This window comes from Streptomyces sp. ID05-26A, assembly GCF_033794685.1.
Lineage (GTDB): Bacteria > Actinomycetota > Actinomycetes > Mycobacteriales > Pseudonocardiaceae > Lentzea.
Genome location: NZ_JARAYZ010000001.1, coordinates 2434142 through 2460578, shown reverse-complemented (window position 1 = coordinate 2460578; position 26437 = coordinate 2434142). Strand labels below are relative to the sequence as shown.

Below are 26437 nucleotides of genomic sequence, written 5' to 3'. Positions count from 1 at the left end.
CTACTCAGTAGCGCGACACCGCACGCGCGATCAAACCAGTCACGACCAGCCAGAACACGGCGGCGAGACCGTAGTTGAGGAACACGTCGAGATTGAAGTTCCCCGTGTTGAACAGACCGGGGAAGAACAGCGCCAGGGGCTCGGCTAGGGACTGGATGAACTTGTAGAACGCGTTCGCTGCGTTCGCGCCCAACACGTTCATCAAGATGAAGAGCACCTCGATGAGGGCGAAGACAACACCGATGCCGCTGATCACGCGCGAAGCCGTGCCGCGGCCACTGGAGGTACGTAATCTGGCCATACGTGAACTTTTCCCAGATCCGAGCAGGCCAAAACTTGCAAGATGACCTGCTTCCCAAACCCATGGGCAAACGAGCACGTCAGACCACACGCGAAGCCGAAGGCAAGCCGTCCTCAGCAGGCGGTCCAGGCGGTGGGGTCCCATCACGAGTCGCGCCATAGCACTTGCTGCATGCCTGGAGGGGTGTCAAGCAGGCACGCTTTTCGCCTGCTTGACACCCCTCCAGGCATGTGGCCCGCTCTTGGTGTGACTCGTGATGGGACCCCACCGCCAACGCAACCAAACTAAGCAACGCGCAGCCGCCCAACGCAACAGGCGTGCCATCAACCTGCTCGTGGCGTGGGCCCCCTGATCAGATTGCCGGGGGTCTGGGGGCAGCGCCCCCAGGGGAAGCACGCAGCAGTGACCCGCCACTCGCAAGGCGACCACCCACAAGGTCGCGGATCGCAAGGTGACCACCCGCCAGGTCGCGGACCGCAAAGGTGACCACCCGCCAGGCCACCAGACCGCAAGGCGCCCCCCACCAGACCCGCAGATATCCCACGATCCGGTCGTCAAGTTCCATCCCACCCCGACATGTGACTACTCTGTCCGACGTGTGGCGTTCCCTCCTGCTTCGCTGCCGTGACGGGGTCTGATCAGACCGGCCCCCCGTCGCGGGCTTCAGCGTTGCCGCCGGTCGTTCCCGTAAAACGACCCGCAGGAGCACCCCCGACATGACCTCCAACGAGGCATTCACCACCACCAGCCCGGACTCCGCAGACGCCTACTCCTCAGGCACCAGCCGAATCCGCAAGCCGAGTCGCCCGGCCCCGGAATCCCAGCAGTCCTGGAACCGCCAACTGGGCAGCAGCATGCCGTTCCACCGCTACCGCCCGTTCCACGAGCTGGTGGAGGTAGTCGACGTCCCGGACCGCACCTGGCCGACGAAGAAGACCACCACCGCCCCCCTGTGGTGCGCAGTCGACCTGCGAGACGGCAACCAGGCCCTGATCGACCCGATGTCCCCGGCCCGCAAGCGCAAGATGTTCGACCTGCTGGTCCGCATGGGCTTCAAGGAGATCGAGGTAGGTTTCCCGGCCGCGAGCCAGACCGACTTCGACTTCGTCCGCGAGATCATCGAGGACGGCGCGGTCCCGGACGACGTCACGATCCAGGTCCTGACCCAGTGCCGCGAGGAACTGATCGCGAGGACCTTCGAGTCCCTCCGCGGAGCGAACAAGGCGATCGTCCACTTCTACAACTCGACGTCGATCCTGCAGCGCCGCGTGGTGTTCCGCAGCGACCGCGACGGCATCAAGAAGATCGCGGTGGAGGCGGCGAAGTTCGCCAAGCAGCAGGAGCAGGACTACCCGGAGACCGACTTCCGCTACGAGTACTCGCCGGAGTCCTACACGGGCACCGAGCTGAGCTACGCACTGGAAGTCTGCAACGCGGTCCAGGAGGTCATCGCACCCACGCCCGAAAAGCCGCTGATCATCAACCTGCCGGCGACGGTGGAGATGGCCACCCCGAACGTCTACGCGGACAGCATCGAGTGGATGTCCAGGAACCTCGCCAACCGCGAGGCCATCATCCTGAGCCTGCACCCGCACAACGACCGCGGCACCGGTGTGGCGGCCGCGGAACTGGGCTACCTGGCCGGCGCGGACCGCATCGAGGGCTGTCTGTTCGGCAACGGTGAGCGCACCGGCAACGTCTGCCTGGTCACGCTGGCGATGAACATGTTCAGCCAGGGCATCGACCCGCAGATCGACTTCAGCGACATCGACGAGGTCCGCCGCACGGTCGAGTACTGCAACCAGCTGCCGGTCCCCGAGCGCCACCCGTACGGCGGCGACCTGGTCTTCACCGCGTTCTCCGGGTCCCACCAGGACGCGATCAAGAAGGGCTTCGAGGCTCTGGAGGCCGACGCCAAGGAGGCGGGCCAGCACGTCGACGACTTCGAGTGGGAGGTCCCGTACCTGCCGATCGACCCGAAGGACGTCGGCCGCAACTACGAGGCCGTCATCCGGGTCAACTCGCAGTCCGGAAAGGGCGGCGTGGCGTACCTGATGAAGCAGGAGCACCACCTGGACCTGCCGCGGCGCCTGCAGATCGAGTTCTCGAAGGTGATCCAGGAGGTCACCGACTCGCAGGGCGGCGAGATCAACCCGAAGGAGATGTGGGACGCCTTCGCCGAGGAGTACCTGCACGGCCGGGTGCCGCTGTACCTGCTGAAGCACCGCGCGAGCTCGGACGGCAGCGGCCGCGAGGAGATCACCGCGACGCTGATGATCGACGGCGACCAGCAGGAGATTACGGGCTCGGGCAACGGCCCGATCGCCGCGTTCGTCGACGCGCTCGCCTCGGTGGGCTACGACGTGCGGGTGCTGGACTACGCCGAGCACGCGCTGTCCGCCGGTGACGACGCCCGCGCGGCCGCCTACGTCGAATGCGCCGTGGGCGACCGCGTGCTGTGGGGTGTGGGCATCGACTCGTCCACGGTCGCCGCGAGCTTCCGCGCGATCGTGAGCGCCATCAACCGCGCCAACCGTTAACCGAGGACGACGGACGGGGAGGACGCGTGCGGCACCAGTTGCCGCGGCGCGCCCTCCCCGTTCGCTTGCACGGCCCAGATGCCCTCACCCGGCAGGCCGTAGGCGATGGTGTCGTTGTCGAGCCACACGACCTGGTCGTCGATCCCACGGGTCTCCGCCAGCGGTGTCTCCACCATCGTGGTCAGGTCCAGCACGTGCTGCCGCCACGGCCGGGCGCCGTCGCCGGGCACGCGCTTCTTGAACGCCACGCGCTTGCCATCCGGTGACAGGGACGGGCACTCGGCGTTCTCCCGCAACGTCTTCGCCGACTCGTCCACCGCGTCGCCCTGGACGAGGTACGTCTTCCCGCCGGTGCTGAGAGTCGCGTAGTACGTGCGGTCGTCCGGGGCGAACGTAACGCCCCACCAGTTCATGTCGTTGGACGTCTTCATGCCGGCGACCGACGTGCCCTCGATGTTGCTGGCGTAGGCCTCGGTCTGCTGGTCGAAGATCGCGGTGCGGGTGGAGAACGTGCCGGCCTGCGCGTACGAGTCGCCGGTGACGAACGTCGTCCACGACGCCATCCGCCCGTCCGCCGACAGCTTGGCGCGGTTGGGCACGCCGTCGACCTCGACGCGCCGGCGTTCGGTCATCCCGCGGTCGACGAACACCGCCGTCGCCCCAGGCAACGGGCCGGAGGCGTCCGCGAGGCACAACCCCTGCCCGCCGGACGTGAAGAAGCGCTTGCAGGACAGCGAACTCACCCGCCGCGGCCCGGACGGATCGGTCAACGGCACCGAGGCGACGCGACCGCTCACCTCGTCCACGAACATCAGCCGCCCGGACGACAGCTCGACCGTCCCGGCCTCCACCGCGACCGAAACCGCCTCTGGAGCGCGCAGGGCGTAGGCGGTGGCACCCGCGCCCAGCGCGATCACGGCGACGATGACGATCAGGATCCTCACCAAGCGAACCACGTCCAAAGGGCACCGAAGAGCACGGAAGAAGTCGCACGGGCCAGCACCTGCCCGGTCTGCAGCAGGGCCAGGCCGGACGTGCGCAGTTCGTCGGGGATCATCGGCCCGGCAACGGCCATCAGCACGCCGTCGGTGCACGCGTAGAACAGCCCGTGCAGCACCAGGACCCCGATCAGCAAGGAGATCCCGGAGACACCGGCCAGCAGCACGTACGCGCCGAGCAACGCGAGATGCCCGACCAGGAAGATCTTCCACCGGCCCACGCGATCGGCCAGTGACCCCAGCGGCACGGCGGCGAGCAGGTACACGCCGGCCGTGCCGAGGGGCAGCAGTGCGATGTAGGCGACCTCGACGTTGAGCTTCTTCTGCAGCAACAGGTAGATGAACCCGTCGCCGAGCGTCAGGAACCCGAGGCCGCACGCGACCAGGCAGACCCGCCGGAACGGCCTGGACCGCAACAACCCGAACGCCGATCGCAGCGACACCGCGACGCGTGGCAGCACGTCCCGGTGATCACGCACGAACAGCACCAGAACGAGAAAACCCACTGCCGCGAAGCAGAAGCTCACCACGAACACCACGTCGTAGCGGGCCGGCAGCGTCCACAACAGACAGAACGCCAGCAGTGGGCCGAGGAACGCGCCGACGGTGTCCATGGCGCGGTGGACACCGAAGGCCCGTCCGAGCGCCGAGGGTTCGCTGCTCAACGTGATCAGCGCGTCCCTCGGCGCGGTGCGCAAGCCCTTGCCGGTCCGGTCCCCGGCCAGCACGAGCCCCATCGCGGTGGCCGAGGTCCCGGCGGCGAGCAGGCCGAGCTTGCCCAGCGCCGAGATCCCGTATCCGAGTCCGGCGACGAACTTGCGCCGTTGCCAGCGGTCCGCAGCGTGACCGCCGACAACGCGGACGAGTGCTGTCACACCGGTGTAGATGCCGTCGAGCACACCGAACTGCAGCGGGGAGAACCCCAGCCCCAGCACCAGGTACAACGGCAGGATGGCGGTGACCATCTCGGACGAGACGTCCGTGAGCAGGGACACCGCGCCCAGTGCGAGAACGTTCCCCGCGATCCTGCCGGTGCCACCCGAAGCCGGAGCTTGTCTGGCGGTTGCGATGTACACGACGGCCTCCGATCAACAGCCAGACTGACTAGCGACAGTTGTAAGGACCGGCCTTGTCGCGCACCTTGCCCGCGGTGTCGATGACCTCCCACGAGTAGGAGCGACCGGACAGGGTGAACTTCACGACGCCGTGCGAGTCCGCGAACCACTTCTCCACGCCCGCACGAGGCTTGACGTTGGAGTAGAGGTAGTCGCCGCCGATGCCGATGATCGCCGAGCGCAGGCCGTTGGCCACGTCGACCGAACCGCTCTTGTTGAGCGGCTGGAGACGCTCGTAGTGGTGGTCGTGGCCGCTGAGCACCAGGTCGGCCTTGGCGTCCGCGAACGCGTTCCACACCGTCGTCATCTTGGACTTGTCGCCGTACTCACCCGAGTTGAAGCGCGGGTGGTGCCAGTAACCGACGACGCACGCCTTGGTGTTCGCGGCGAGGTCGGCCTTCAGCCAGGTCATCTGCGTCGAGTCGGCACCCGTGTCGTACATCTTCTGGGAGTCGAACGAGACGAAGTGGAAGTCGCCGGCGTCCCAGCTGTAGTACGGCTTGCCCTGCGGGTAGGCCTGGGCCCCGAAGTAGGACTTGTACCCGTTGAGGTTGTCCTCCCACTCGTGGTTGCCGGTCGCGGGGTGGGTGATGTTCTTGAACTTGCCCCACGACTTGTCGTAGTGGGCCTTGAACTCGGCGAGCGTGCCGCTGTCGTACTGGTTGTCGCCGACCGTGAGCACGTGGTTCGGCTTGATCTGGTCGATCAGCCTCGCCGTCTCGTAGTGCTCGGTGTTCGTCAGCGACGCGATGTCACCGGCGGCGACGACGGTGATGGTGTCGCCGGGAGCGGCGGGCAGGGTGGTCGCCTGCACCGAGTTGCTCGCCGGGCCGAGGTTGCCGGCCGCGTCACGGGCCTTGACGGTGTAGGTGAACGCCGTGCCGGACGCGAGGCCCGTGTCGGTGAACGTGGTGCCCGTCGGGGTGCCCACGACGCTGCCGTTGCGCAGGACGTCGTAGCCGGTCACACCGACGTTGTCGGTCGCGGCGGTCCACTGCAGGCTGACCGAGCTCGACGTGGTGCCGGTCGCGGTCAGGCCGGCGGGCGCGGTCGGCGGCGTCGGGTCGACGCCCGAGCCGCTGCCCCAGACCTCCAGGTCGAAGAGCGAGTACCCGTAGGCCGTGCCGCGCTTGGTGCCGTAGATCCGCACGTAGCGGCCCGACGCGGTCACGCTCGTCTCGTCGATGCCACCGTTCTGACCGGTGAGGGTCTTCTTGGTGCTCCACGACGAACCGTCGGCCGACGTCTGGATCTTGTACTCGGAGGCGTAGGCCGCCTCCCAGTTGATCTTGACCTTGGTGATGCTGGCGGTGCCACCGAGGTCGACGGCGATCCACTGCGGATCGACGCCCTCGAGGCTCGCCCAGCGCGTGGTCGAGTCCCCGTCGACGGCGTTGGCGCCGCCGAAGGTCTCGGCCTCGACGGACGAGACGGTGGTGGGTTTGTTGGCGGACAGCAGGGAGTCAGCCGCGTTGGCCGTGCCCGACGCCGCGATCTGGGGGACCACGAGCGCGAGCAGGGCCACAGCGACACCGGCTCTGGTGCGTTTTCTGATCACTTCGTCCTCCTGGGCAAAAGGGCGGCGGCTCGAAGGATTGGTAAACAAGCTTTCCAATTGAGTTCGGACGTTAACGGCGGCCGATCACGCAGGTCAACGGAAGAAGCCCAGGAAGAACACGAGACAGATCGGAGGTCTAGTGGAAATGCCGGGCTGTCATCGGTAGTCACGACGTGCCAGGACGGCGTGCCACAGCACGGCGGCGACGGCCACCGAAACGCATATGCCCTGGATCACACCTAGTGGGAGGCGTCGGACTCGGCCACAGAGGCTGATCCGACCCGCCCGGCCACACGGCGCCCACGACCACCACAGCTCCGATGAGGGCCCGGATCCGGTACCGGCGGCTCGCGGCGCGGACCGGTCAGTCATGCCCTTTCGGACAGCGACCAGGACCGTTCGGCCCAGCCCCGTGCGGCTTCCTGTGGGCGCGCTGAAGAAACACCCAGGTCGGGATTGTTCACCTGGGTCACGTACGTTCACCGATCATGAGCACCGCCGCCAGCCTCGTCGTGCTGTTCCTGGTCGCCGTCGTGCCGTTGGCACCGACGGAGGCCGTGCTCATCGGCGCCGGCGTCCTGGCCGCGACCGGTGAGGTGCCTCTGTACCTGGTGGTGCTCGTCGCCGCAGTCGGTTGCCTGGTCAGCGACTTGATCAACTTTACCGCAGGACGCCGGATGGGGATGCGCGCCCTCGACAAGGTCAACAAGAACGCGAAGGCGCGGGCGATGGTCGTGTGGACGGCGGACCAGCTCGCGAACAAGGGCGAGACGATCCTCATCGCGGCGCGGTTCCTGCCGGCGGGCGGCATCGTCGGGGCGTTGCTGACGGGAGCCCTGAAGTGGCCGCTGCGGCGGTTCGTGCCGGTCGCGGCGGTCGGGTCGGCGCTGTGGAGCCTCTACCCCGCCACCGTCGGGTACATCGGCGGTCAGCTCGTCGACGAGGCGTGGCTCGCGATGCTGTTGTCGTTCGGCGTCGCCACGCTCCTCTCCATCCCGGTCGGCATGGCCATCCGTGCGCGCAACGCCAACCGCACTCTCTCGTACGCCGAGGCGTCGTCGTAGAGCACCGCGAACCGGTCTGCGGCCGCCAGCAGTGCGTCCACCTCGAACGCCATCTGGGCGTCGCCGCAGAGCCGTTCCAGGAGTGAGATCCAGCGCAGGTTGAAGAGCATCAACGCGTCGCGCACCCGGCCCGGCCTGGCGGCGAACTCCGAGCGCGTGACGACGAAGAAGCAGCCGCCGGGGAACACCCGGCGCTTCGAGTAGTCGAGCCAGCGGTCGGTCAGGTCCAGCACCGAACCGCCGGGCATCACGACCTCGCGCGCGAAGATCTCCGCCGCGGCGTGCACAGCCGAGATCTGCAGTTCTTCCTTGGCGCCGAAGTGCGAGAACACCCCGCTCTTGCTCATGCCGAGCTCGATCGCGAGCCGCCCGATCGTGACGCCCTCGAGGCCGTCGACCGAGGCGATCTCCGCCGCACGAAGGAGGATCGAGCCACGACTGTCCATCACACGAGAACAGCGCAACGCCCTGGAGAAACGAACGGGGCCACCTCGAAAGGTGGCCCCGTTCCCAACGAAATACCGTCAGCTCAGCGCTTCGGTCACCGAAGCCGGTCCGACCAGCGGCACGTCGGGCGACAGGCCGTCGCCCTCCTCCACCAGGATCGGCTTCACCTCGTGCGGCTGGATCTCGCCGGACTGGATCCGCTCGGCGAAGTGGCACGCCACCTTGTGCCCCGGCTTGAGCTCCCGGAGCACCGGACGCTCGGTGTCGCAGCGAGTCTCCTGCCGCCACGGGCACCGGGTGTGGAACCGGCAGCCGCTGGGCGGGTTCGCCGGCGACGGGAGGTCGCCCGCGAGCAGGATCCGCTCACGCCGGTCCTCGATGACGGGGTCCGGCACCGGGATCGCCGACAGCAGCGCCCGCGTGTACGGGTGCAGCGGCTCGGCGTAGAGGTCCTCGGCGGTGGCCTCCTCGACCAGGCCGCCCAGGTACATCACGCCGACGCGGTCGGAGATGTGCTTCACGACGGCGAGGTCGTGCGCGATCACCAGGTAGGTCAGGCCGAACTGCTCCTGGAGCTCCTCCAGCAGGTTCACGACCTGGGCCTGCACCGACACGTCCAGCGCGGACACCGGCTCGTCGGCGACGATCAGGTCCGGGTTGAGCGCGAGGGCCCTCGCGATGCCGATGCGCTGGCGCTGACCGCCCGAGAACTCGTGCGGGTACTTGCGCAGCGCCGTGGACGGCAGACCGACGGCGGACAGCAGCTCGCGCAGCCGCTTCGCCGTGGACTCCTTGCCCTCGTCCAGGTCGTGCGCCCGCAGGCCCTCGACCAGGATCGACTCGACGGACTGGCGCGGGTCGAGCGAGGACAGCGGGTCCTGGAACACCATCTGGATCCGGCGCCGCATCTTGCGCAGTTCCTCGCCCTTGAGCGCGGAGAAGTCCTGCCCGTCGAACACCATCCTGCCCGCGGTCGGCTCGTTGAGCCGCAGCATCGCCCGCCCGAGGGTGGACTTGCCGCAACCCGACTCGCCGACGAGGCCGTACGTCTCGCCGCGCTTGATCTCGAGGTCGACGCCGTCGACCGCGTAGACGTAGCCGACGGTGCGGTCCATGAACACGCCCCGCTTGATCGGGAAGTGCACCTTCATGTCCTGGACGGAAACCAGGGTCTCGCTCATACCGGCACCTCCTCGGCGGCGGGAGTTCCCGGCACGACCGGGTTGTGACAGCGGAGCAGGCGACCCAGCTGGTCTTCCTCGGCGGGCGTCTCCGCGCGGCACACGTCCAGCGCGTTCGGGCACCTCGGGGCGAACGCGCAGGCGCTCGTCCACGGGATGTTGTCCGCGACGGACCCCCTGATCGGCGTGAGCTTCTCGCCGGGTGCCGCGTCGAGGCGCGGGATGGACGCGAGCAGGCCGTGCGTGTACGGGTGGCGCGGCTCGGCGAAGAGCTTGTGCCGCATGGCCTTCTCGACCACCTTGCCGCCGTACAGCACGTTGACCTCGTCGCACAGGCCCGCGACGACACCCAGGTCGTGGGTGATCATCACGAGCGCGGTGCCGAGGTCCTGCACCAGTTCCTTCATCAGCGACAGGATCTGGGCCTGGATGGTCACGTCCAGCGCCGTCGTCGGCTCGTCCGCGATCAGCAGCTTCGGCCGGCACGCCAGCGCGATCGCGATGAGCGCGCGCTGCCGCATGCCGCCGGAGAGCTGGTGCGGGTACTCCTTGAGCCGGCGGTTCGGGTCCGGGATGCCGACCTTGTCGAGCAGGTTCTTCGCCTCGACCATCGCTTCCTTGCGGGGCATGCCGCGGTGCCGTTCGAGCACCTCGGTGACCTGCAGGCCGATCGGGACGACGGGGTTGAGCGACGACAGCGGGTCCTGGAAGACCATGCCGAGCTCGCTGCCGCGCTTGTCGCGCATCTGCTTGTCCGACAGCTTCAGCAGGTCCGTGCCGTCGTACGTCACGGTGCCGGTGACCGTGGCGCCGCGCTTGGGCAGCAGCCCCATGATCGCCAACGATGTCACCGACTTGCCGCAGCCCGACTCGCCCACCAGACCGACGGTCTGGCCGGGCTCGACGTCGAAGCTGACGCCGTCGACCGCGCGGAACGGTTCCTCGCCCTTGCGCTGGAACACGACGGTGAGGTCACGTACTTCGAGCAGTGCCACGACGACTCACCGCCTGTTCTTCGGGTCGAGGGCTTCGCGCAGGGTCTCGCCCATGAGCGTGAAGCCGAGCGCGACGATGATGATGCAGACCGCGGGCCACGCGGCGAGGTGCGGATGCGTGTCGAAGACGTTCTGCACGTCGCCGAGCATCTGCCCCCACTCCGGGATCCGGTCGTCCGGGTTGCCGAGACCGAGGAACGACAGCGCGGCCGCCTCGATGATCGCGGTGGCCAGCACGAGCGTCGACTGCACGATCACCGGGCTGAGCGAGTTCGGCAGCATGTGCCGGAACACGATCGAGCCCTTCTTCACGCCGAGAGCCGTTGCCGCCAGCACGTGGTCGCTGTGCCGTTGCGCGAGCATCGAGCCTCTGAGCAGGCGCGCGAACACGGGGATCTGCACGATCGCGACCGCGAGGATCACCGTGAACTGGCTGGGACGAGCGAACATCGCCGCGATCGAGAACGCCAGCAGCAGCGACGGCAGCGACAGCATGACGTCGACGAGCCGCATGACGATCGAGTCGACCCAGCCACCGATCGCGCCCGCGAGCGTGCCCAGGATCAGGCCGCCGGTGAGACCGATCAGGGTCGCGCCGACACCGACGATCAACGTCTGCTGCGAGCCGACCAGCAGGCGCGAGAAGAAGTCACGGCCCTGCAGGTCACCACCGAGGAGGTGGCCGGGCTGAGCGGGCGGGATCTCGTTGCGCGCCTTGACGACCTGCTCGATCAGCATCTTGTCGGCGGGGTCGTGCGGAGCGAGCCACGGTGCGAGCACCGACAGCACGACGAAGATGCCGATGATCGTCGCGCCGATGAGGAACACCGGGCTGCGCTTGAGCCGCTTCCACGCGCTGGCCGCGAGCGAGACGCCCGCGGTGTCGGCGAGGCCGTCGATCTTTTCCTTCTTGGAGACTCCGAGTGCCACTGCGCTCACCTCGTCCTGATGCGCGGGTCGATGAGCGCGTACGAGAGGTCGACCAGCAGGTTGACCACGACGTAGACGATGGTCGCCATGATGATCAGGAGCAGCAGCACCGGGTAGTCACGCCGTTCGAACCCGATGGCGAGCGCCTGGCCGACACCGGGGATCACGAACACCTTCTCCGTGAGCACCGCGCCGGAGAGTAGCGCACCGGTCTGCAGACCGATCGTCGTGACGACCGGCAGCATCGAGTTCCGCAGCACGTGCCGGCGACGGATCACCGATGCGGTGAGGCCCTTCGACTCGGCGGTGCGCACGAAGTCCTCGTCGAGCACGTCGAGCACGGCCGCCCTGGTGATCCGGAAGATCACCGCGAACGGGATCGTGGCGAGCGCGATCGCCGGCAGGATCAGGTGCTCCAACGCGTCGAGCGTCGCGTCGAACTCACCGGTGAGCAGGCCGTCGAGGGTGAAGAAGCCGGTGACGCGGGTGGCGTCGATGTCACCCTGGCGTCCGAAGGACGGCAGGCCGAGAGCCTCGGAAGCCACGTCCTTGAGCACGTAGGCCAGGAAGAACACCGGCACGGCGACACCGATGAGCGAACCGATGACGCTGAAGTTGTCGAACAGGCCACCGCGACGCTTCGCCGCGAGGTAGCCGAGCGGGACGCCGACCACGATCGCGATCAGGATCGCGAAGAAGCTGAGTTCGATCGTCGCGGGGAACCGCTGGACGAAGATGTCGAGCGCCGAGTCACCGGGCTGGACACCGGTGGAGACGCCGAAGTCACCGGACGCCGCGCGCCCGAGGAACTTGAAGTACTGGACGAAGATCGGCTGATCGAGGCCTAGCTGCTTGGTGAGGGCTTCACGCGACTCCGGCGTAGCGCGCTCTCCCAGGAGGGCCGAAACCGGCCCTCCTGGGAGAGATCGCATCCACGCGAAGAGCAGCAGCGAGAGCACCAGCACCACGCCGACCAGCTGAACCAGCCGTCGAATGGTGTAGCGGAGCACTTGAGCTACCCCGTTGTTCTCTTGTGGTGGGAGCTAGTCAGCTCAGCCCTTGGAGACTGGGCCGAACTTCTCGTCGGTCAGCGGGCTCGGGACGAGACCCTTGACGTCCGACTTGAACACCAGCGCGGGCGGGGAGTGCGAGATCGGGATCGCGGGAAGGTCCTCTTCCATGATCTTCTTGTTGATCTCTTCGTACAGCTTCGTGCGGTTGGCCTCGTTCGGCTCGGAGTTGGCCTTGGCCAGGTCCGCCGCGAGGGTGGCGCCCCACGGGGAGACACCCGTGTTGAAGCGGTTGTCGGTGCGGCCGAAGAACGTGCCGACCCAGTTGTGCGCGGTGCCGTTGTCGCCGGTCCAGCCCAGGAGGAACAGGTCCGGGATGCTGTTGTCGACGTCGGTGAGGTAGCCACCGTTCCACGGCTTGGTGACGACATCGATCTTGATGCCGGCGGCCTGGAGGTCCGTGGAGATCGCGCCGAACAGGTCCTTCGGGGACGGCATGTACGGACGCGTGACCTCGGACGGCCAGTAGAACTTCAGCGTCAGGTCGGACGCACCGGCCTCGGCCAGCAGCGACTTCGCCTTGGCGGCGTCGTACGGGACGGCCTTGAGGTCCTTGTTGTAGCCGTTGACGGTGTCCGGCATGAACTGCGTCGCGACCTTGGCACCCTCGGGCAGCTGCGACTTGACCAGCTGCTCGCGGTTGATCGCGTACTGCAGGGCCTGACGGACCTTCAGGTCGGCGAGCTTCGGGTTGTTCTTCTGGTTGATGCCCAGGTAGAACACGTTGAACGCCGGACGGATCGCGACGTTGAAGCCGTCGGTCTTCAGACCGGCCCAGTCCGCCGCGTTCGGCAGGTCGTAGCCGTCGATGTCGCCGGCCTTGAGCGCCTGCTTGCGGGCGGTCTCGTCCGGGATGATCTTGAAGATGACCTTGTCCAGCTTGGCCTTCGTGCCGTGGTAGGCGTCGTTCTTCACGAGCTCCACGGTGTTGTTGGCCTTGTCGTACTTGCTGAACTTGAACGGGCCCGTGCCGGTCGGGTGCTCGTTCGCGTAGGCCGGGTAGGTGAACGCGTCACCGGCGGCCTGGACGTTGTCCGCGTCGTACTTCTTCAGCGCGTCGGGGCTGGAGATGGAGAACGACGTGAAGCCGAGGACCGACGGGAACTGCGAGGTGACCTCGTTCAGCTCGACCACTGCGGTCTTGGCGTCCTTGGCCGTGCAGGACTTGAACAGGGAGGGCTTGTCCGGCGTGCTCGCGAAGCCGCCGAAGTTGTCCAGCCAGTACTGGGAGACGGCGTCACTCGTGCCGGCGCCCTTCTGGTTGTACCAGCGGTTGAAGTTGAAGCAGACGGCCTCGGCGTTGAAGGCCGTGTCGTCGTGGAACTTCACGCCCTCCTTGAGGGTGAACGTCCACGTCTTGCCGTCCGCGGAGGGCTCGTACTTCGTGGCGAGCGCGGGCTCGACCTCGGCGGTACCCGGCTTGAAGCCGACCAGGCCCTCGAACATCTGGCGTGAGACCCGGAAGGTCTCGCCGTCAGTCGCGTAGAACGGGTCGAAGAGCTTCGGCGCGCCGGCGGCACCGAAGGTCAGCGTCCCGCCTTCCTTGCCGCCGCCGCCTGAGTCGCGCTGGGATTGCGCGCAACCGGACAGGGCGAGCGCGCTGACGCTGAGGAAGCCGATCGCGGCGACCCAACGGCGGCGAGCCGTTACTGAGTGGACCATCAAACACCCCTTGCAGAAATCCGCACGTCTCACGGTGTGGTCGCCGACGATAACCGTTGTACATACCCCCTCCGGGGCTACTCAGGTCACGATCCGGCCACTAGACCAGGCATTCTGATACGTCCGGCGCACGGCCGCTGACCCAACGTGAGCACGGCAGATGCGTCGGACGCTCTCCTAGGCTGTAGAAACAACAACGACACGCGGAGGAGGTCCCATGAGCAGACTGGTCGAGTTCCGCGTGCTCGGCCCTCTCCAGGTCCTCCTCGACTCCGAACCTCTGCTGGTCAGGGCGGGTAGGCAGCGCGCGCTGCTGGTGTCGTTGCTGCTGCGCGCGGGCACGTCGGTGTCCGTGGACGAACTCGCCGGCAACGTGTGGGGTGAAGATCCACCCGCTCGGGCACGCGCGACACTTCAGACATATGTGATGCGTCTCAGACAGCTGCTCGGACCGTCCGTGCCGATCCGGACCGTGCCCGACGGATACCTGATCGACGTCGACGAGAAGACCATCGACCTGATGCGCTTCGAACCCCTGATCGACCAGGGTGAGCAGGAGCGCGCCGCCGGGAACCTCCAGGCCGCCTCGGCCGCGTTCGCCGCCGCGCTCGGCCTGTGGCGGGGTCCGGCCCTGGTCGACGTGCCGTCGGAGATCCTGCACCGCGACGAGGTGCCGCGACTCGACGAACGCCGCCTCCACGTGCTGGAACGCCGGGTCGAGATCGACCTCGAACTGGGCCGGCACGGCGAGCTCGTCGCGGAGCTGTCGCGCCTGACCAGCGAACACCCGTTGCGCGAGCGGTTCTGGGCGCAGCTGATGGTGGCGCTGTACCGCTCCGGCCGGCAGAGCGAGGCGCTCGCCGCCTACCAGCGCGTTTCCCGGTTGCTGGGTGACGAGCTGGGCATCGACCCCGGCGACGAGCTGCGGCGCGTGCACGGCCAGGTGCTGTCCGGGTCGATCGACGTGGTGACGGCGTCGACCGGCGCACCGGCGGTGGCCTCGAAGCCCGAGCGGGTCGTGCCGTCGCAACTGCCCGCGGACATCCCCGACTTCGTCGGCCGGGACGAGGCCGTGTCGCTGATCGTGGCCCTGCTGCGGACCGCGCAGGGCGTGCCGGTCGTGACGCTGGCCGGGCCGCCGGGCGTGGGCAAGACGGCGCTGGCCGTGCACGCGGCGCACCGGATGCGAGCGGACTTCGCGGACGGTCAGCTGTACGTCAACCTGCGCGGATACGCCCCCGGCCCGCCGTTGAGCGCCGTCGACGTGCTGCCGCGGTTCCTGCGCGCGCTGAGCACCGAACCCGACCAGGTGCCGCTGGACCAGGACGAGCAGGAGGCGATGTTCCGGTCCACGTTGACCGGTCAGCGCGTTCTGCTGCTCCTGGACAACGCCTCCTCCGCCGAGCAGATCCGCCCGCTGCTGCCCGGTTCGCCGGGGTGCGCGGTGCTGGTGACCTCGCGCGACACGTTGCGCGGCCTGGCCGTCTCGCACGCGGCGTCCAACGTGCGGCTCGACGTGCTCGACTGGCACGAGACGAAGTCACTCCTCGCAGGCATCCTGGGTGCGGACGAGGTGGCGTCCCAGGAGGACGCGGCGCTGGAGCTGGCGGCCCTCTGCGCGCATCTGCCATTGGCTTTGCGTATCGCAGCCGCGAACCTCGTGTCGCGTCCGGAGCTGTCCATCGCGGACTACGTGGAGGAGTTGCGGGCGGGCAACCGGCTCGCCGCGCTGGCCGTCGAGGGCGACGAACGGGTCGCGGTGCACGCGGCGTTCGACCTGTCCTACACGGCGCTCAAGCCCGAGCTCGCGCAGATGTTCCGGTTGCTGTCGCTGGTTCCCGGCACGGACTTCACCCCCGAGATGGCCGCGGCGCTGTCCGGGCTGACCACTCAGGACGCTCGCCGGCGGCTGGACCGCCTGGCCACCGCGAACCTGATCTCGAACCACGCGCCGTCCCGCTACCAGTTCCACGACCTGCTGCGCGACTACGCGGCCGAGCGCCTGGCGTTCGAGGAGGGCCGCGCGGACTCGCGGCTCGCGTTGCGGCGGCTGCTGGACTGGGCGGTGCGCTCGGTCGACAACGCCACCTCGGCGATGAAGTCGACACTGTTCCGCTTCCCGCGCCCGGCACCGTTGGACGGCGTGGTGCCCCGGACGTTCAGCACCTCCACCGAGGCTCTGACCTGGCTCGACGTCGAACGAGCGAACCTCGTCGCGCTGGTGGCGCACACCGTGGAGCGCGATCCGGAGAACTCGCCGTGGCAGCTGGCCGACGCCCTGCGCGGCTACTTCTACACGCAGTCGTTGACGGCGGAGTGGCGTGAGACGTCCAAGGCCGGGTTGCTGGGGGCCCGCGCGCCACGGGACGAACTGGGCCAGCTCGCGATGCTGTCCTCCCTGGGCACGCTGTACTGGGTGACCGGGCAGCACCGCAACGCGCTCGGCTACTACCAGCAGGCCATCGTCCTGCAGGAGCACATCGACCTGCCCGCCGCCGAGGCCGCCACGCTGTCCAACGCGGGCAGCGTCTACATCGACCTCGGCGAACTCGAACACGCGGCCGACCACCTGGAACGCGCCCTGGTGATCGCCCGCCGGGCGGGTGCGCCCCAGCTGCTGGCGAACGCGTTGTTCAACCTCGGCGGCGTCTACATGCAGCTCGGCCAGCTCGACCAGGCCGCGTCGACGTTCGAGGAGGCGCTGAAGGACGGCAAGCGCCTCGACTCGTGGATCCTGCAAGCGAACTCGATGCGCGCGTTGGGCGAGGTGCAGGCGTGGCGCGGCAAGCCGGACCTCGGCGAGGACTACTTCGTGCGCGCACGCGAGCTGTACGAACGTGCGGCCGCCCGCAACTTCGGCCACACCATGCACGAGGGCATGGCCATCACGCTGATCATGCGCGGCCGGTACGAGGAGGCCGCTGTCGAAGCTGCCGCCGCCATGCAGATCGCGCAGGACCTGGAGAACGTCAAGAGCGTCTGCGACGCGCAGAACCTGCTCGGCCGTGCCCTCGAAGGGGGCGGCCGGTACGAGGAGGCGCTGGAGCAGTTCTCGTCCGCGCTGGCGATCGGGGTGGAGACCGGGTATTCGTGGGGCATCTGCTCGGCCCGTCGCGGGTTGGCCTCGTCCTACCGCGCGGTCGGCCGGTACGAGGAGGCTCTGGCCACGGCCACCGCGGCGTTGGTCGAGGCCGGGAAGTCGCAGTTCCGGCTGGCCGAGATGGAGGCGTTGCTCGTGCTGGGGCGCACCCACCTCGACACCTCGGATGCCGCCGGCGCGTTGGAGTGCGCTCTGCGGGCGGCCTCGGTCGGCTCGGACTCCGGGCATCGGTGGGTGTTCGGGCGGTCCCTGCAGTTGGCCGGTGACGCGTCGTTCGTGTTGGGCGACGCTGCCTCCGCGCGGTCCTACTGGTCCACGTCACTCGAGGTGTTCAGCGCGATCGGGACGCCGGAGGCTTCGGTGGTGCAGGCTCAACTGCTTGACGTGACAACGTAGTCAGCTCTGGCCCTGGTCTCGTCGACCGCGAACCAGCCTCGTTCGTACTGCTGCCAGCGGATGAAGTGTTCGCGTTGGTGTTCGCCGTCTCGCGCGACCGCGCGCTCCAGGCGTTCTCGCTCGTCCTCGTGGTCCACGAAGACGGCCAGGCTCAGGCGGGTGTTCGCTTTCCTGGCCGAGGAGAAGCCTTCCAGGATGATGGTCCTTTGTGGAGTCAGGACGACCTCGTCGCCTTCTCCGATGCACGGAAACCCTGGGGACCAGTCGGTTTTCCGGTAGCTCGCGGTGTCGCCACGGGCCACTTGCGTCAGGGCTTGGTGCAGCCGTGGCCACCACTTCGTCGTGGGGTCGTCCCACGTGGCGAAGTGGTCGGTGCTGATGAGCTGGGCGTCGAGTTCGGCGGCGAGGTTCCTCGCGAACGTCGACTTGCCCGCGCCCGACGGGCCGTCCACCGCGACCAGGCGGGTGCCGCCCAGCCGCGGTGGGGCCGTCGCTACATGCTGCGGCGACCAGATAGCGCACGCCCCAGCGTCAGTTCGTCCGCGAACTCCAGGTCGCCGCCCATCGGCAGGCCGCTGGCCAGTCGCGTGACGGAGAGGCCCGGGAAGTCCCTGAGCATCCTGACGAGGTAGGTGGCCGTGGCCTCGCCCTCGGTGTTCGGGTCCGTGGCGATGATGACCTCGGAGATGTCGACACCGTTGGTGGCCGTGCCGATCCGGTTGAGCAACTGCCGGATCCGGAGCTGGTCCGGGCCGACGCCGCTCAACGGGTCGAGCGCGCCACCCAGGACGTGGTAGCGGCCCTTGAACTCCCTGGTGCGCTCGATCGCCTGGACGTCCTTGGGTTCCTCGACCACGCAGACCAGTGCCAGGTCCCGCTTCGGGTCCCGGCAGATCCGGCAGGTGGTCTCGGCCGAGACGTTGCCGCAGACGTCGCAGAAGACGACGCCCTCCTTGACCTTCTGGAGTGCGTGCTGGAGCCGCTCGATGTCGGCCGACTCCGTCGCCAGGAGGTGGAAGGCGATCCGCTGCGCGCTTTTCGGGCCAACGCCCGGAAGTCTGCCCAGCTCGTCGATCAGGTCCTGTACCGGGCCCTCGTACATCTGGTCAACCGATCTCTTGGCTGTTGCGGACCACTCAGCCCAGCAGGCCGCCGAGGCCGCCCTGGGCCAGCGGGCCGAGCTTCTGCTCCACGAGTTCCTGCGCCTTGGTGTTCGCGTCCTTGATCGCCGCGATGACCAGGTCCTGGAGGGTGTCCACGTCCTCCGGGTCCACGATCTTCGGGTCGATGACCAGGTTCACCAGTTCGCCGCCGCCGGTGACCGTGGCGGTGACCAGGCCGTTGCCCGCGTTGCCGGTGATCTGCGTTTCGGCCAGCTGCTGCTGGGCTTCTGCCATCTGCTGCTGCATGGACTGGGCCTGCTGGAGCAGGGCCTGCATGTCGAACTGACCGGGTTGCACCGCTGGTCCTCTCGGGTGGGTGTTCACGGGGTTTCGTGGGTGGGGTCCAGCCTACGGGCTTGGTTTCCGATCTTGTCGGACCCTCCGAGCAGGTCGGGACGCCCGCGGGGATGTGATCTATCTGGCTCTGTCCGGTCATTCGGACCTGTAGAGGGTCTCCTTACTTAGGTTAGGATCGCCTTGGTTATGGCCTGCCCGGCCGGCCAACGCCGAGACCCGGCGCCCAAGGACGAGGAGTAGGTGTGACCGAGTACGACCGTGAAGAGATCGCGACGGGGTCGGCGGATCCGCTGGACCTGGTAGCTCGGCTGGCTCGGTCCGGATTCGACGACTACGTCGTGTACGAGCGCGCGGGCACCTGGACGTTCGCCGGTGGTGCGCTCGCAACGGTGACGCTCGACGCCGGGCGGGTCCGGGTCGAGGCGGACGGCGAGGTGACCGAACGGCCGTGGTCGGGCTCGCCGGGCCAGGCGCTGCGCGAGGCGCTCGCGGGACTGCCGGTCACCGGCTGGCGCGCGTACGGCCGGGTCAACTTCGGCTTCGCCTCGCTGGTGCCGGGACTGGCCCTGCGCGGTGCCGCCGTGCCCGACGGCGAGGTCGTCAGGCTGATCGTGCCGCGGGTCGAGGTGACGCTGGACGAAGGCGCGGCCGTCATCCGCGGTGTCGACGCCGCGGATCGCGTGCGGGTGCGCGACCTGCTGACCGCCGACGTCGAACTGGACGCCGGGCAGGCCTCCGCGGTCGACATCACGGCGGACAACGCCAACTACCGCGAGCGGGTCGCGCAGGCGGTCAAGGAGATCCGTCAGGGCCAGTACCAGAAGGTCATCCTGTCGCGATCGGTGCACATCCCGTTCCCCGTCGACATCGTGTCCACCTACGAACTCGGCCGCCGCGGCAACACCCCGGCGAGGTCGTTCGTGCTGCGCCTGGACGGCGCCGAGGCCGCGGGCTTCAGCCCCGAGATCGTCGTGTCGGTCGACGGCGAGGGCCACGTCGTCACGCAGCCGCTGGCGGGTACGCGTGCTTTCGGCCGGGGCACCGCGCTGGACGCGGCGGCACGCCAAGAGCTGGAGAACGACCCGAAGGAGGTCTTCGAGCACGCCGTCTCCGTGCGGACCGCGCAGGAGGAACTGCGCCGGATCTGCAAGCCGGAGTCCGTGCACGTGGGCGACTTCATGGGGATCAAGGAGCGGGGTTCGGTGCAGCACCTCGCCTCGCTCGTCAACGGTGATCTGGCCGAGGACCGGTCGGCGTGGGACGCGCTGGAGGCGGTGTTCCCCGCGGTGACCGCGTCGGGCATCCCGAAGCGCGAGTCGCTGGACGCGATCGCCCGCATGGACGGCAGCCGCGGTCTCTACTCGGGCGCGGTCGTCGCGATCGACGCCGACGGTTCGCTGGACGCCGCTCTCGTGCTGCGCGCGGTGTACCAGGAGGGCGACCAGGCTTGGCTGCGCGCGGGAGCGGGCATCGTGGTCGACTCGACGCCGGACCGCGAGTTCGAGGAGACCTGCGAGAAGCTGGGTTCGGTCGCGCCGTTCGTGGTGCCCGCCTGACCGTTCGCACCCTGAACCTTTTGCACACGGCGACGCCCCCTCCGTTCACGGTGGGGGCGTCGCCGTGCGTCAGGGCTTTCGCCAGAGCAGCCAGGCGAGGTAGACGCCGCCCAGCGCACCGGTCGCCACACCGACGGGCAGGCCGCCGGCGATCCGTTGCGCGGCGAAGTCCGCTGCCAGCGTGAGGAGTGCGCCCATCCAGGCCGCGGGCAACAACCCCGCACCGTGCGACCGGACCAACCTCTTCGCCAGTTGCGGTGCGACCAGGGCCACGAACGCGATCGGGCCGGCCGCCGCCGTCGCGACCGCGCACGCCGCCGTGCCGACGACGATCAGGTAAACGCGTGCACGTTCGACCGGGACGCCGAGACCCTGCGCCACCTCGTCGCCCATCTCCAGCATCTCCAGCCACCGCACGCCGAACAGCAGCGCGGGCACCAGCAAGACGAGCGCGATCAGGACCGGCCACAACTGGGGCCAGCCGAGGTTGTTCAGGCTGCCGGTGAGCCACACCGTCGCGCGCGCCACGTCGGCGACCCCGGCGTTGACGATCAGGTAGAAGTTGACCGCCTGCAGGATCGCGCTGACACCGATCCCGGTCAGCACCAGCCGCATCCCGAGCACACCGCGCTGCCACGCGAGCACGTACACGAGCAGCGCCGTCACGAGGCCACCCACCAGCGCGCCCGACGACACCACAGCGGGGCTGCCCCCGAAGACCAGGATGACGAGCAGACCGCCGGTCGCGGCACCGTAGTTGAAGCCGATGATGTCCGGGCTGCCCAACGGGTTGCGCGACAGGCTCTGGAACACCACACCGCTCATGCCGAGCGCCGCACCGACCGCGATCGCGATCAGCACGCGGGGCAGGCGCAGGTCGAGCACCGCGTAGTCGGTGATGCGACTGCCGTTGCCCAGCAACGTGCGCGCCACGTCGAGAGGTGCCACGTAGATCGCCCCGGTGCCGAGTGCGATCACGCCGACGACCACGATCGCGGCGACGAGGACCGCGGAGACGACGAGAGAACGCCGCCGGGCCTGCGAACGGGGGTGCTCCAGCTCGACGACGGGAGCCGGATCCAGCAGCGTCATGCGCGGACCGCCTTGTTGCGCCGCAACAGGAACAGGAACACCGGGCCGCCCAGCAACGCGGTCACCACACCCACGTCGATCTCCTCTCGCGCCATCACCCGCCCGAGCACGTCGGCCAGCAGCAGCAACGCCGGTGAGAGCACCGCGCAGTACGCCACCACCCACCGCTCGTCGGGCCCGGTGATCACCCGGACCATGTGCGGCGCGACGAGGCCGACGAACACCAGCGGCCCCACGGCCGCTGTCGCCCCGCCGGCCAGCAGCGTCACCGCGATCAGCGTCAGCAGCTGGGTCCGGCCCGGATTGGCACCGAGCGACCGTCCCACGTCGTCGCCGAGCGACAGCGCGTTCAACGGCCGCGCCAGCAGGACCGCCAGTGCCAGCCCCACCGCCAGGAACGGCGCGACGTCCGTCAGCGTCGCCATGTCCGCACGTGACAGCGCGCCCACGGTCCAGAACCTCATCTGGTCGAGCGCGTTGTGGTCGACCAGGATCACCGCCTGCGTGAACCCGGTCAGGGCGGCCGACACCGCCGCACCCGCCAGCGCGAGCCGCACCGGTGACGCGCCCGTCCTGCCCGCGATCACGTACAGCACCGTGCCCGCCACGGCTGCCCCCGCGAACGCGAACCAGACGAACGCCCGCAGGTCCGTCAGCCCGAGCACGCCGATCGCCAGCACGGCCGCGGCCGAAGCGCCCGCGTTGATGCCGAGCAGGCCGGGGTCGGCCAGCGGGTTGCGGGTGAGCGCCTGCATCAGCGCGCCGGCCACCCCGAGCGCCGCGCCGACCGCGATACCGATCAACGTGCGCGGAATCCGCAGCTCCCACACGACGAACGCCGAATCGGAGCCGTCCCGGGAGGCGAGCACGTCGATCACCGTCGACAGCGGGATCGACCGCGAGCCCACCGCGAGCGACAGCAGCGCCACGAACCCGAGTGCCACCAGGCCGAGCACCAGTCCCGTGGCACGGGACAGCACAGGTGTCCGGACGCTCACCCGGTCTCACCGGTGAGCAGACGCACCAGCGCGACCTTGGAGACCTTGCCGACCTTCGTCTGCGGGAACTCCTCCAGCACCTCGAGCCGGTCCGGCAGCTTGTACGCGGCCACACCGCGTTCCCGCAGGAACGCCGTGACCTCCCGAAGAGTGGGTGCCTGCTCTCCCTTGACGACGATGAACGCGCACGTGCGTTCGCCCATCACCTCGTCCGGCATGCCGACGACGGCGGCGTCGTGCACGGCGGGATGCGCGAGCAGGTGGTTCTCCAGCTCCTCCGCGGGGATCTTCTCGCCGCCGCGGTTGATCTGGTCCTTGCGCCTGCCCTCGACGATCAGGTGCCCGGACGGCAGCTGCCGCACCACGTCACCGGACCGGTAGAAACCGTCGGCGGTGAACGCGCGCGCGTTGTGCTCGGCAGCGCGGTAGTAGCCGCGCAACGTGTACGGGCCGCGGGTGAGCAGCTCGCCGCTCTCACCAGGCGCGACCGGTTCACCCTCCTCGTCGACGATCAGCAGCTCGTCTGCCGGGCACAGCGGGGCGCCCTGGGTGGTGGTCTTGAGTTCGTCGGTGTCGTCGAGCCGCGTGAAGTTCAGCAGGCCCTCCGCCATGCCGAACACCTGCTGGAGGTCGCAGCCCAACGCGTCACGCACACGCGCGGCGGGCTCGGGGTTGAACTTCGCACCACCGACCTGGAGAAGCTCCAAAGTGGACAGATCGGCGTCCATGAAGTCGACGACGTCCATCCACAGCAACGCGATCGGCGGCACGACTGCGGTCACCGTCACCCCGTCGCGTTCGATCAGCTCGAACGCGGTGTCCGCGGCGGGATCCGGCGCCAGCACGACGGTGCCGCCGGTGGACATCGCGCCCAGCAGACCGGGCGAGGCGAGCGCGAAGTTGTGCGCGGCGGGCAACGCCACCAGGTACACGGTGTCCGAGGTGAAGCCGGAGACCTCGGCACTCGCGCGCACGTTGTAGAGGTAGTCGGTGTGCGTGCGGGGAATGAGCTTCGGCGTGCCCGTCGTGCCGCCGGAGAGCAGGAACAGCGCGGGCTCGAACGGGTCCGCGGCGGGCAGCTCGATCGGGTCGGCCTCGGGCAGCGCGGCGAACTCGGCCGGGTCGCCGACCACGAACACCTGACGGACCGAGGGCACCGCCTTGGTCACGGTCCTGGCCAGGTCGCGGTAGTCGTAGCCCGCGCCGTCGTCCTCGGCGACGAAGTACGCGACCGCGCCACTCAGCTCGCAGAGCGGGACGATCTCGCTCTCGCGGTGCGCGGGCAGGGCGAGCACGGGCAGCACCCTGGCGCGCAGCAGGCCGAAGAACAGCGCGACGAACTCCGGCACGTTCGGCAGCTGCACCAGCACGCGGTCCTGGGGCTCCAGACCCGTGGCGACGAGGCCTGCGGCGATCCGGTCGGCCCACGCGTCGAGCTCAGCCCACGTGAAGCGGGTGCCGTCGGCGGCGACGAGCGCGGTCCGGTCCGCGTGCTGTCGCGCGCCATCACGCAGCAGCACGTCGAGCGTCTGCTCGGCCCAGTACCCCTCCGCCCGGTACCTCTCCGCCAGTTCAGCAGGCCAAGGCACGCAGCCGTCCAGCATCGTCGACTCCCTGAGATCACGGCAAGAAAGTTAGGCTAGGCTAGCCGACATACTGGAGGGATGGTGCCGTGCGCCTCGGTGAACTCATCGTCGATGTCACACCACTGCGCGAGGACCCGGCATACCGCCTCGTTTTCGCTGCACAGACGGTGACCGTGCTGACCACAGCACTGACGAACGTCGCGATCAACCTGCACGTGTACCAAATCACCGGCTCGTCCGTGCAGGTCGGCCTGGTGGGCCTGGCGTTCGGCGCCGCCCTGCTGGTCGGCCTGCTGACCGGCGGTGTGCTCGCCGACCGGAACGAACGGCGCAAGCTCATCCTCGGTTCGAGGGTCGTCGTCGCGGTCGTGCTCGGCGCTCTCGCGGTCAACGCGTCGCTCCCGTCGCCGTCGCTGTGGTTCGTCTACGTCGCCGCGGTCATCGCGGGCTCGGTCGCGGGCGTCGGCGGATCGGCGCTGATGGCCGCCATCCCGTCCACGGTCAGGCCCGTGCACCTCGCGGCCGCGGGCGCGCTGCTGACGCTGGCGAGCCAGTTCGGCGCGATGATCGGCCCGTCGGTCGCCGGTCTGATCGCGGCCGGACCCGGCGTGGCGGCCTGCTTCGCGATCGACGCGGTCGGCTACCTGGTGGGTGTCGCGCTGCTCTGGAAGCTGCCGGCGCTGCGGCCGGAGGGTGTCGACGAGGTGAAGGAACACCCCCTGCGGTCCATCGCCGAGGGCTGGAAGTTCCTGCGCACCAACGCGATCGTGCGCGGGCTGCTGATCATCGATCTGTGGGCGATGGTCTTCGCGATGCCGTACGTGCTGTTCCCGCAGATGGCGACCGAGGTGTTCGGCGGCGGCCCGGAGGCGGTGGGACTGCTGCACACCGCGCCCGCAGTGGGCGCGTTCATCGGCGGCCTGTTCAGCGGCTGGGTCAACACCTTCCGGCACAGCGGCCGCGCGCTGATCGGGGCCGTGCTGCTGTGGGGCCTCGCGATCACCGCGTTCGGCCTGTCCGGGCACCTGTGGCTGGGCCTCGCGTTCCTGGTGGTCGCGGGCGCGGCCGACACCACGTCCGAGATCCTGCGGCGTGCGTTGTTGCAGCACCACACGCCGGATCGCCTGCAGGGCAGGGTGAGCAGCCTGTGGCTCGCGCAGGCGACCAGCGGACCCGCGGTCGGAGGCGCGGAGGCCGGCCTGGCCGCGCGCCTGCTCGGCCCGGGGCTGGGCATCGCGGCGGGCGGTGTCATCTGCGTCGCGGGTGTCGTGCTGGTCGCGCTGACCATGCCCGGTCTGCGCCGCGCGAACCTGCGGGGAGACGCGTGTTCGCAGACCTCCCCGGCGTGACGCTCTCCTACGACGACACGGGTTCCGGCCCACCCGTCGTGCTCGTGATGGGCGCGGGTGCGACCGGCAGGGTGTGGCACCTGCACCAGGTGCCCGCCCTCGTCGAGGCCGGCTACCGCGTGATCACGTTCGACAACAGGGGAATCTCCCCCGCCGAGCCCGGATTCACCGTCGATGACCTGGTCTCCGACACGGCGGGGCTCATCGAGCACCTGGGGCTCGGCCCGTGCCGGCTCGTGGGCACCTCGATGGGCGCCCAGGTCGTGACGGAACTGGCGTTGTCCCGCCCGGACCTCGTCTCCCAGGCCGTGCTGATGGCCACCCGCGGGCGGCCGGACGTGCTGCGCGCGGCGATGGGGCGGGCGGAGAAGGAGGTGGTCGACTCCGGCGTCGTGATCCCGCCGCGCCAGGAAGCCGTCGACCGCGCGCTGCGCAACCTGTCGCCGCACACGCTGAACGACGACGCGGCGGTCTCCGACTGGCTCGACGTCTTCGAGATGTCACCGGTCCTGTGGACGCCGGGGCTGCGCGCGCAGCTCGACCTCGACATCCCGCTCGAATCGAGCCGGCTGGCCGCTTACGCGGACGTCCAGGTGCCCTGTCTGGTGATCGGTTTCGCGGACGATCTCCGCCTTCCGCCGCACCTGTCATGGGAGGTGGCCGAGGCGATTCCCGGTGCCCGGTACGTGGAACTGGAGCACTGCGGCCATTACGGCTACCTGGAGCGTCCGGACGTGGTCAACGCCGCAGTTCTGGAGTTCTTCGCCGCTGGACACCGTTAGACACCCTAACTAAGGTAAGCCTCAGTTAACCCGTTTGACTGGAGGCTGCAGTGACGAACCCCTTCGACGACGACAACGGGCGTTTCTACGCGCTGGTCAACGACGAGGGCCAGTTCTCGCTGTGGCCCACGTTCGCCGAGGTGCCCCAGGGCTGGCGCATCGTGTTCGGCGAGGACACCCGCGAAGCCTGCCTGGCGCACGTCGAGTCGAGCTGGACGGACATGCGTCCGCTCAGCCTCGTCCGCGGCGAGCGCTGA

22 protein-coding genes and 1 pseudogene are annotated in these 26437 nt (G+C 68.9%); 7 read left to right on the top strand and 16 right to left on the bottom strand.

The window, feature by feature from the left end:
* Positions 1-4: 4 nt before the first annotated feature.
* A complete protein-coding gene (locus tag PV646_RS12135; protein ID WP_500341507.1) occupies positions 5-256 on the bottom strand; it encodes a hypothetical protein in 252 nt (83 codons plus the stop codon).
* A gap of 899 nt (positions 257-1155) precedes the next feature.
* On the opposite strand from PV646_RS12135, the gene leuA reads away from it, so the two are divergent.
* Entirely contained in the window at positions 1156-2841 is a 1686-nt protein-coding gene (gene leuA / locus PV646_RS12130) for a 2-isopropylmalate synthase (protein WP_500342371.1), read from the top strand.
* On the opposite strand, the gene PV646_RS12125 is transcribed toward leuA, so the two are convergent.
* From PV646_RS12125 to PV646_RS12115, 3 genes are read right to left on the bottom strand one after another with little or no spacing between them, the layout of a single operon-like run.
* Entirely contained in the window at positions 2838-3785 is a 948-nt protein-coding gene (locus PV646_RS12125; RefSeq protein WP_500341506.1) for a TolB-like translocation protein, read from the bottom strand. The genes leuA and PV646_RS12125 overlap by 4 nt on opposite strands.
* Entirely contained in the window at positions 3782-4915 is a 1134-nt protein-coding gene (locus PV646_RS12120; RefSeq protein WP_500341505.1) for an MFS transporter, read from the bottom strand. Before PV646_RS12120 ends, PV646_RS12125 begins: the two co-directional genes overlap by 4 nt.
* A gap of 28 nt (positions 4916-4943) precedes the next feature.
* Positions 4944-6512 (bottom strand): discoidin domain-containing protein, encoded by a 1569-nt coding sequence (locus tag PV646_RS12115; protein WP_500341504.1) that lies wholly within the window; start codon positions 6510-6512, stop codon positions 4944-4946.
* Between the two features lie 488 nt (positions 6513-7000).
* Here PV646_RS12115 and PV646_RS12110 point away from each other — a divergent pair.
* Positions 7001-7420: pseudogene (locus PV646_RS12110) on the top strand (DedA family protein); the annotation flags it as partial.
* A 20-nt stretch (positions 7421-7440) separates the two neighbouring features.
* Here the strand turns inward: PV646_RS12110 and PV646_RS12105 are convergent.
* The 6 genes from PV646_RS12105 to PV646_RS12080 form a co-directional block, all read right to left on the bottom strand.
* Positions 7441-8022, bottom strand: a complete 582-nt coding sequence (locus PV646_RS12105) for a TetR/AcrR family transcriptional regulator (protein WP_500341503.1) — start codon at positions 8020-8022, stop codon at positions 7441-7443.
* Between the two features lie 78 nt (positions 8023-8100).
* Complete coding sequence (locus PV646_RS12100) at positions 8101-9204, bottom strand: ABC transporter ATP-binding protein (RefSeq protein ID WP_500341502.1); 1104 nt, start codon at positions 9202-9204, stop codon at positions 8101-8103.
* Positions 9201-10199 carry an ABC transporter ATP-binding protein gene (locus PV646_RS12095; RefSeq protein ID WP_500341501.1) on the bottom strand — a complete coding sequence of 333 codons (999 nt, stop codon included), beginning with the start codon at positions 10197-10199 and terminating at the stop codon, positions 9201-9203. The genes PV646_RS12100 and PV646_RS12095 overlap by 4 nt, the downstream gene beginning before the upstream one ends.
* Before the next feature lie 6 nt (positions 10200-10205).
* Complete coding sequence (locus PV646_RS12090) at positions 10206-11129, bottom strand: ABC transporter permease (RefSeq protein WP_500341500.1); 924 nt, start codon at positions 11127-11129, stop codon at positions 10206-10208.
* Between the two features lie 5 nt (positions 11130-11134).
* Positions 11135-12139, bottom strand: a complete 1005-nt coding sequence (locus PV646_RS12085) for an ABC transporter permease (RefSeq protein WP_500341499.1) — start codon at positions 12137-12139, stop codon at positions 11135-11137.
* Between the two features lie 42 nt (positions 12140-12181).
* Positions 12182-13861 carry an ABC transporter substrate-binding protein gene (locus PV646_RS12080; RefSeq protein ID WP_500341498.1) on the bottom strand — a complete coding sequence of 560 codons (1680 nt, stop codon included), beginning with the start codon at positions 13859-13861 and terminating at the stop codon, positions 12182-12184.
* A 217-nt stretch (positions 13862-14078) separates the two neighbouring features.
* Here PV646_RS12080 and PV646_RS12075 point away from each other — a divergent pair, with 217 nt between their 5' ends.
* Positions 14079-17357 (top strand): AfsR/SARP family transcriptional regulator, encoded by a 3279-nt coding sequence (locus PV646_RS12075; RefSeq protein ID WP_500341497.1) that lies wholly within the window; start codon positions 14079-14081, stop codon positions 17355-17357.
* Here PV646_RS12075 and PV646_RS12070 read toward each other — a convergent pair.
* From PV646_RS12070 to PV646_RS12060, 3 genes are read right to left on the bottom strand one after another with little or no spacing between them, the layout of a single operon-like run.
* Positions 17333-17809, bottom strand: coding sequence for a uridine kinase family protein (locus PV646_RS12070; protein ID WP_500341496.1), 477 nt, complete (start codon positions 17807-17809; stop codon positions 17333-17335). The two genes, PV646_RS12075 and PV646_RS12070, sit on opposite strands and share 25 nt — an antisense overlap.
* 41 nt (positions 17810-17850) lie before the next feature.
* Positions 17851-18459 carry a recombination mediator RecR gene (gene recR, locus PV646_RS12065; protein ID WP_452255321.1) on the bottom strand — a complete coding sequence of 203 codons (609 nt, stop codon included), beginning with the start codon at positions 18457-18459 and terminating at the stop codon, positions 17851-17853.
* Positions 18460-18493: 34 nt separating this feature from the next.
* The gene (locus tag PV646_RS12060; protein ID WP_500342369.1) at positions 18494-18796 is read right to left on the bottom strand and encodes a YbaB/EbfC family nucleoid-associated protein; all 303 of its coding nucleotides are present in this window, start codon (positions 18794-18796) and stop codon (positions 18494-18496) included.
* A gap of 263 nt (positions 18797-19059) precedes the next feature.
* Here PV646_RS12060 and PV646_RS12055 point away from each other — a divergent pair, with 263 nt between their 5' ends.
* On the top strand, positions 19060-20373 hold the full coding sequence (locus tag PV646_RS12055) for a salicylate synthase (protein WP_500341495.1): 1314 nt from the start codon (positions 19060-19062) through the stop codon (positions 20371-20373).
* Positions 20374-20442: 69 nt separating this feature from the next.
* On the opposite strand, the gene PV646_RS12050 is transcribed toward PV646_RS12055, so the two are convergent.
* From PV646_RS12050 to PV646_RS12040, 3 genes are read right to left on the bottom strand one after another with little or no spacing between them, the layout of a single operon-like run.
* Positions 20443-21465 (bottom strand): FecCD family ABC transporter permease, encoded by a 1023-nt coding sequence (locus PV646_RS12050; protein WP_500341494.1) that lies wholly within the window; start codon positions 21463-21465, stop codon positions 20443-20445.
* Positions 21462-22463 carry a FecCD family ABC transporter permease gene (locus PV646_RS12045; RefSeq protein WP_500341493.1) on the bottom strand — a complete coding sequence of 334 codons (1002 nt, stop codon included), beginning with the start codon at positions 22461-22463 and terminating at the stop codon, positions 21462-21464. Before PV646_RS12045 ends, PV646_RS12050 begins: the two co-directional genes overlap by 4 nt.
* Positions 22460-24052 (bottom strand): (2,3-dihydroxybenzoyl)adenylate synthase, encoded by a 1593-nt coding sequence (locus PV646_RS12040; RefSeq protein WP_500341492.1) that lies wholly within the window; start codon positions 24050-24052, stop codon positions 22460-22462. Before PV646_RS12040 ends, PV646_RS12045 begins: the two co-directional genes overlap by 4 nt.
* An 83-nt stretch (positions 24053-24135) precedes the next feature.
* Between PV646_RS12040 and entS the strand changes: the two genes are divergently transcribed.
* The 3 genes from entS to PV646_RS12025 are packed head-to-tail and all read left to right on the top strand — an operon-like array spanning position 24136 to position 26437.
* The gene (entS, locus tag PV646_RS12035) at positions 24136-25398 is read left to right on the top strand and encodes an enterobactin transporter EntS (protein ID WP_500341491.1); all 1263 of its coding nucleotides are present in this window, start codon (positions 24136-24138) and stop codon (positions 25396-25398) included.
* The gene (locus PV646_RS12030) at positions 25374-26180 is read left to right on the top strand and encodes an alpha/beta fold hydrolase (protein ID WP_500341490.1); all 807 of its coding nucleotides are present in this window, start codon (positions 25374-25376) and stop codon (positions 26178-26180) included. Before entS ends, PV646_RS12030 begins: the two co-directional genes overlap by 25 nt.
* A 50-nt stretch (positions 26181-26230) precedes the next feature.
* Complete coding sequence (locus PV646_RS12025) at positions 26231-26437, top strand: MbtH family protein (RefSeq protein ID WP_500341489.1); 207 nt, start codon at positions 26231-26233, stop codon at positions 26435-26437.

Bases quoted from the DNA above. Each gene is read 5' to 3' on its own strand.
- PV646_RS12075 (WP_500341497.1), top strand. From the start codon at position 14,079: ATGAGCAGACTGGTCGAGTTCCGCGTGCTCGGCCCTCTCCAGGTCCTC.
- PV646_RS12080 (WP_500341498.1), bottom strand. From the start codon at position 13,861: ATGGTCCACTCAGTAACGGCTCGCCGCCGTTGGGTCGCCGCGATCGGC.
- recR (WP_452255321.1), bottom strand. From the start codon at position 18,459: ATGTACGAGGGCCCGGTACAGGACCTGATCGACGAGCTGGGCAGACTT.
- PV646_RS12050 (WP_500341494.1), bottom strand. From the start codon at position 21,465: ATGACGCTGCTGGATCCGGCTCCCGTCGTCGAGCTGGAGCACCCCCGT.
- leuA (WP_500342371.1), top strand. From the start codon at position 1,156: ATGCCGTTCCACCGCTACCGCCCGTTCCACGAGCTGGTGGAGGTAGTC.
- PV646_RS12100 (WP_500341502.1), bottom strand. From the start codon at position 9,204: ATGAGCGAGACCCTGGTTTCCGTCCAGGACATGAAGGTGCACTTCCCG.
- PV646_RS12060 (WP_500342369.1), bottom strand. From the start codon at position 18,796: ATGCAGGCCCTGCTCCAGCAGGCCCAGTCCATGCAGCAGCAGATGGCA.
- PV646_RS12105 (WP_500341503.1), bottom strand. From the start codon at position 8,022: ATGGACAGTCGTGGCTCGATCCTCCTTCGTGCGGCGGAGATCGCCTCG.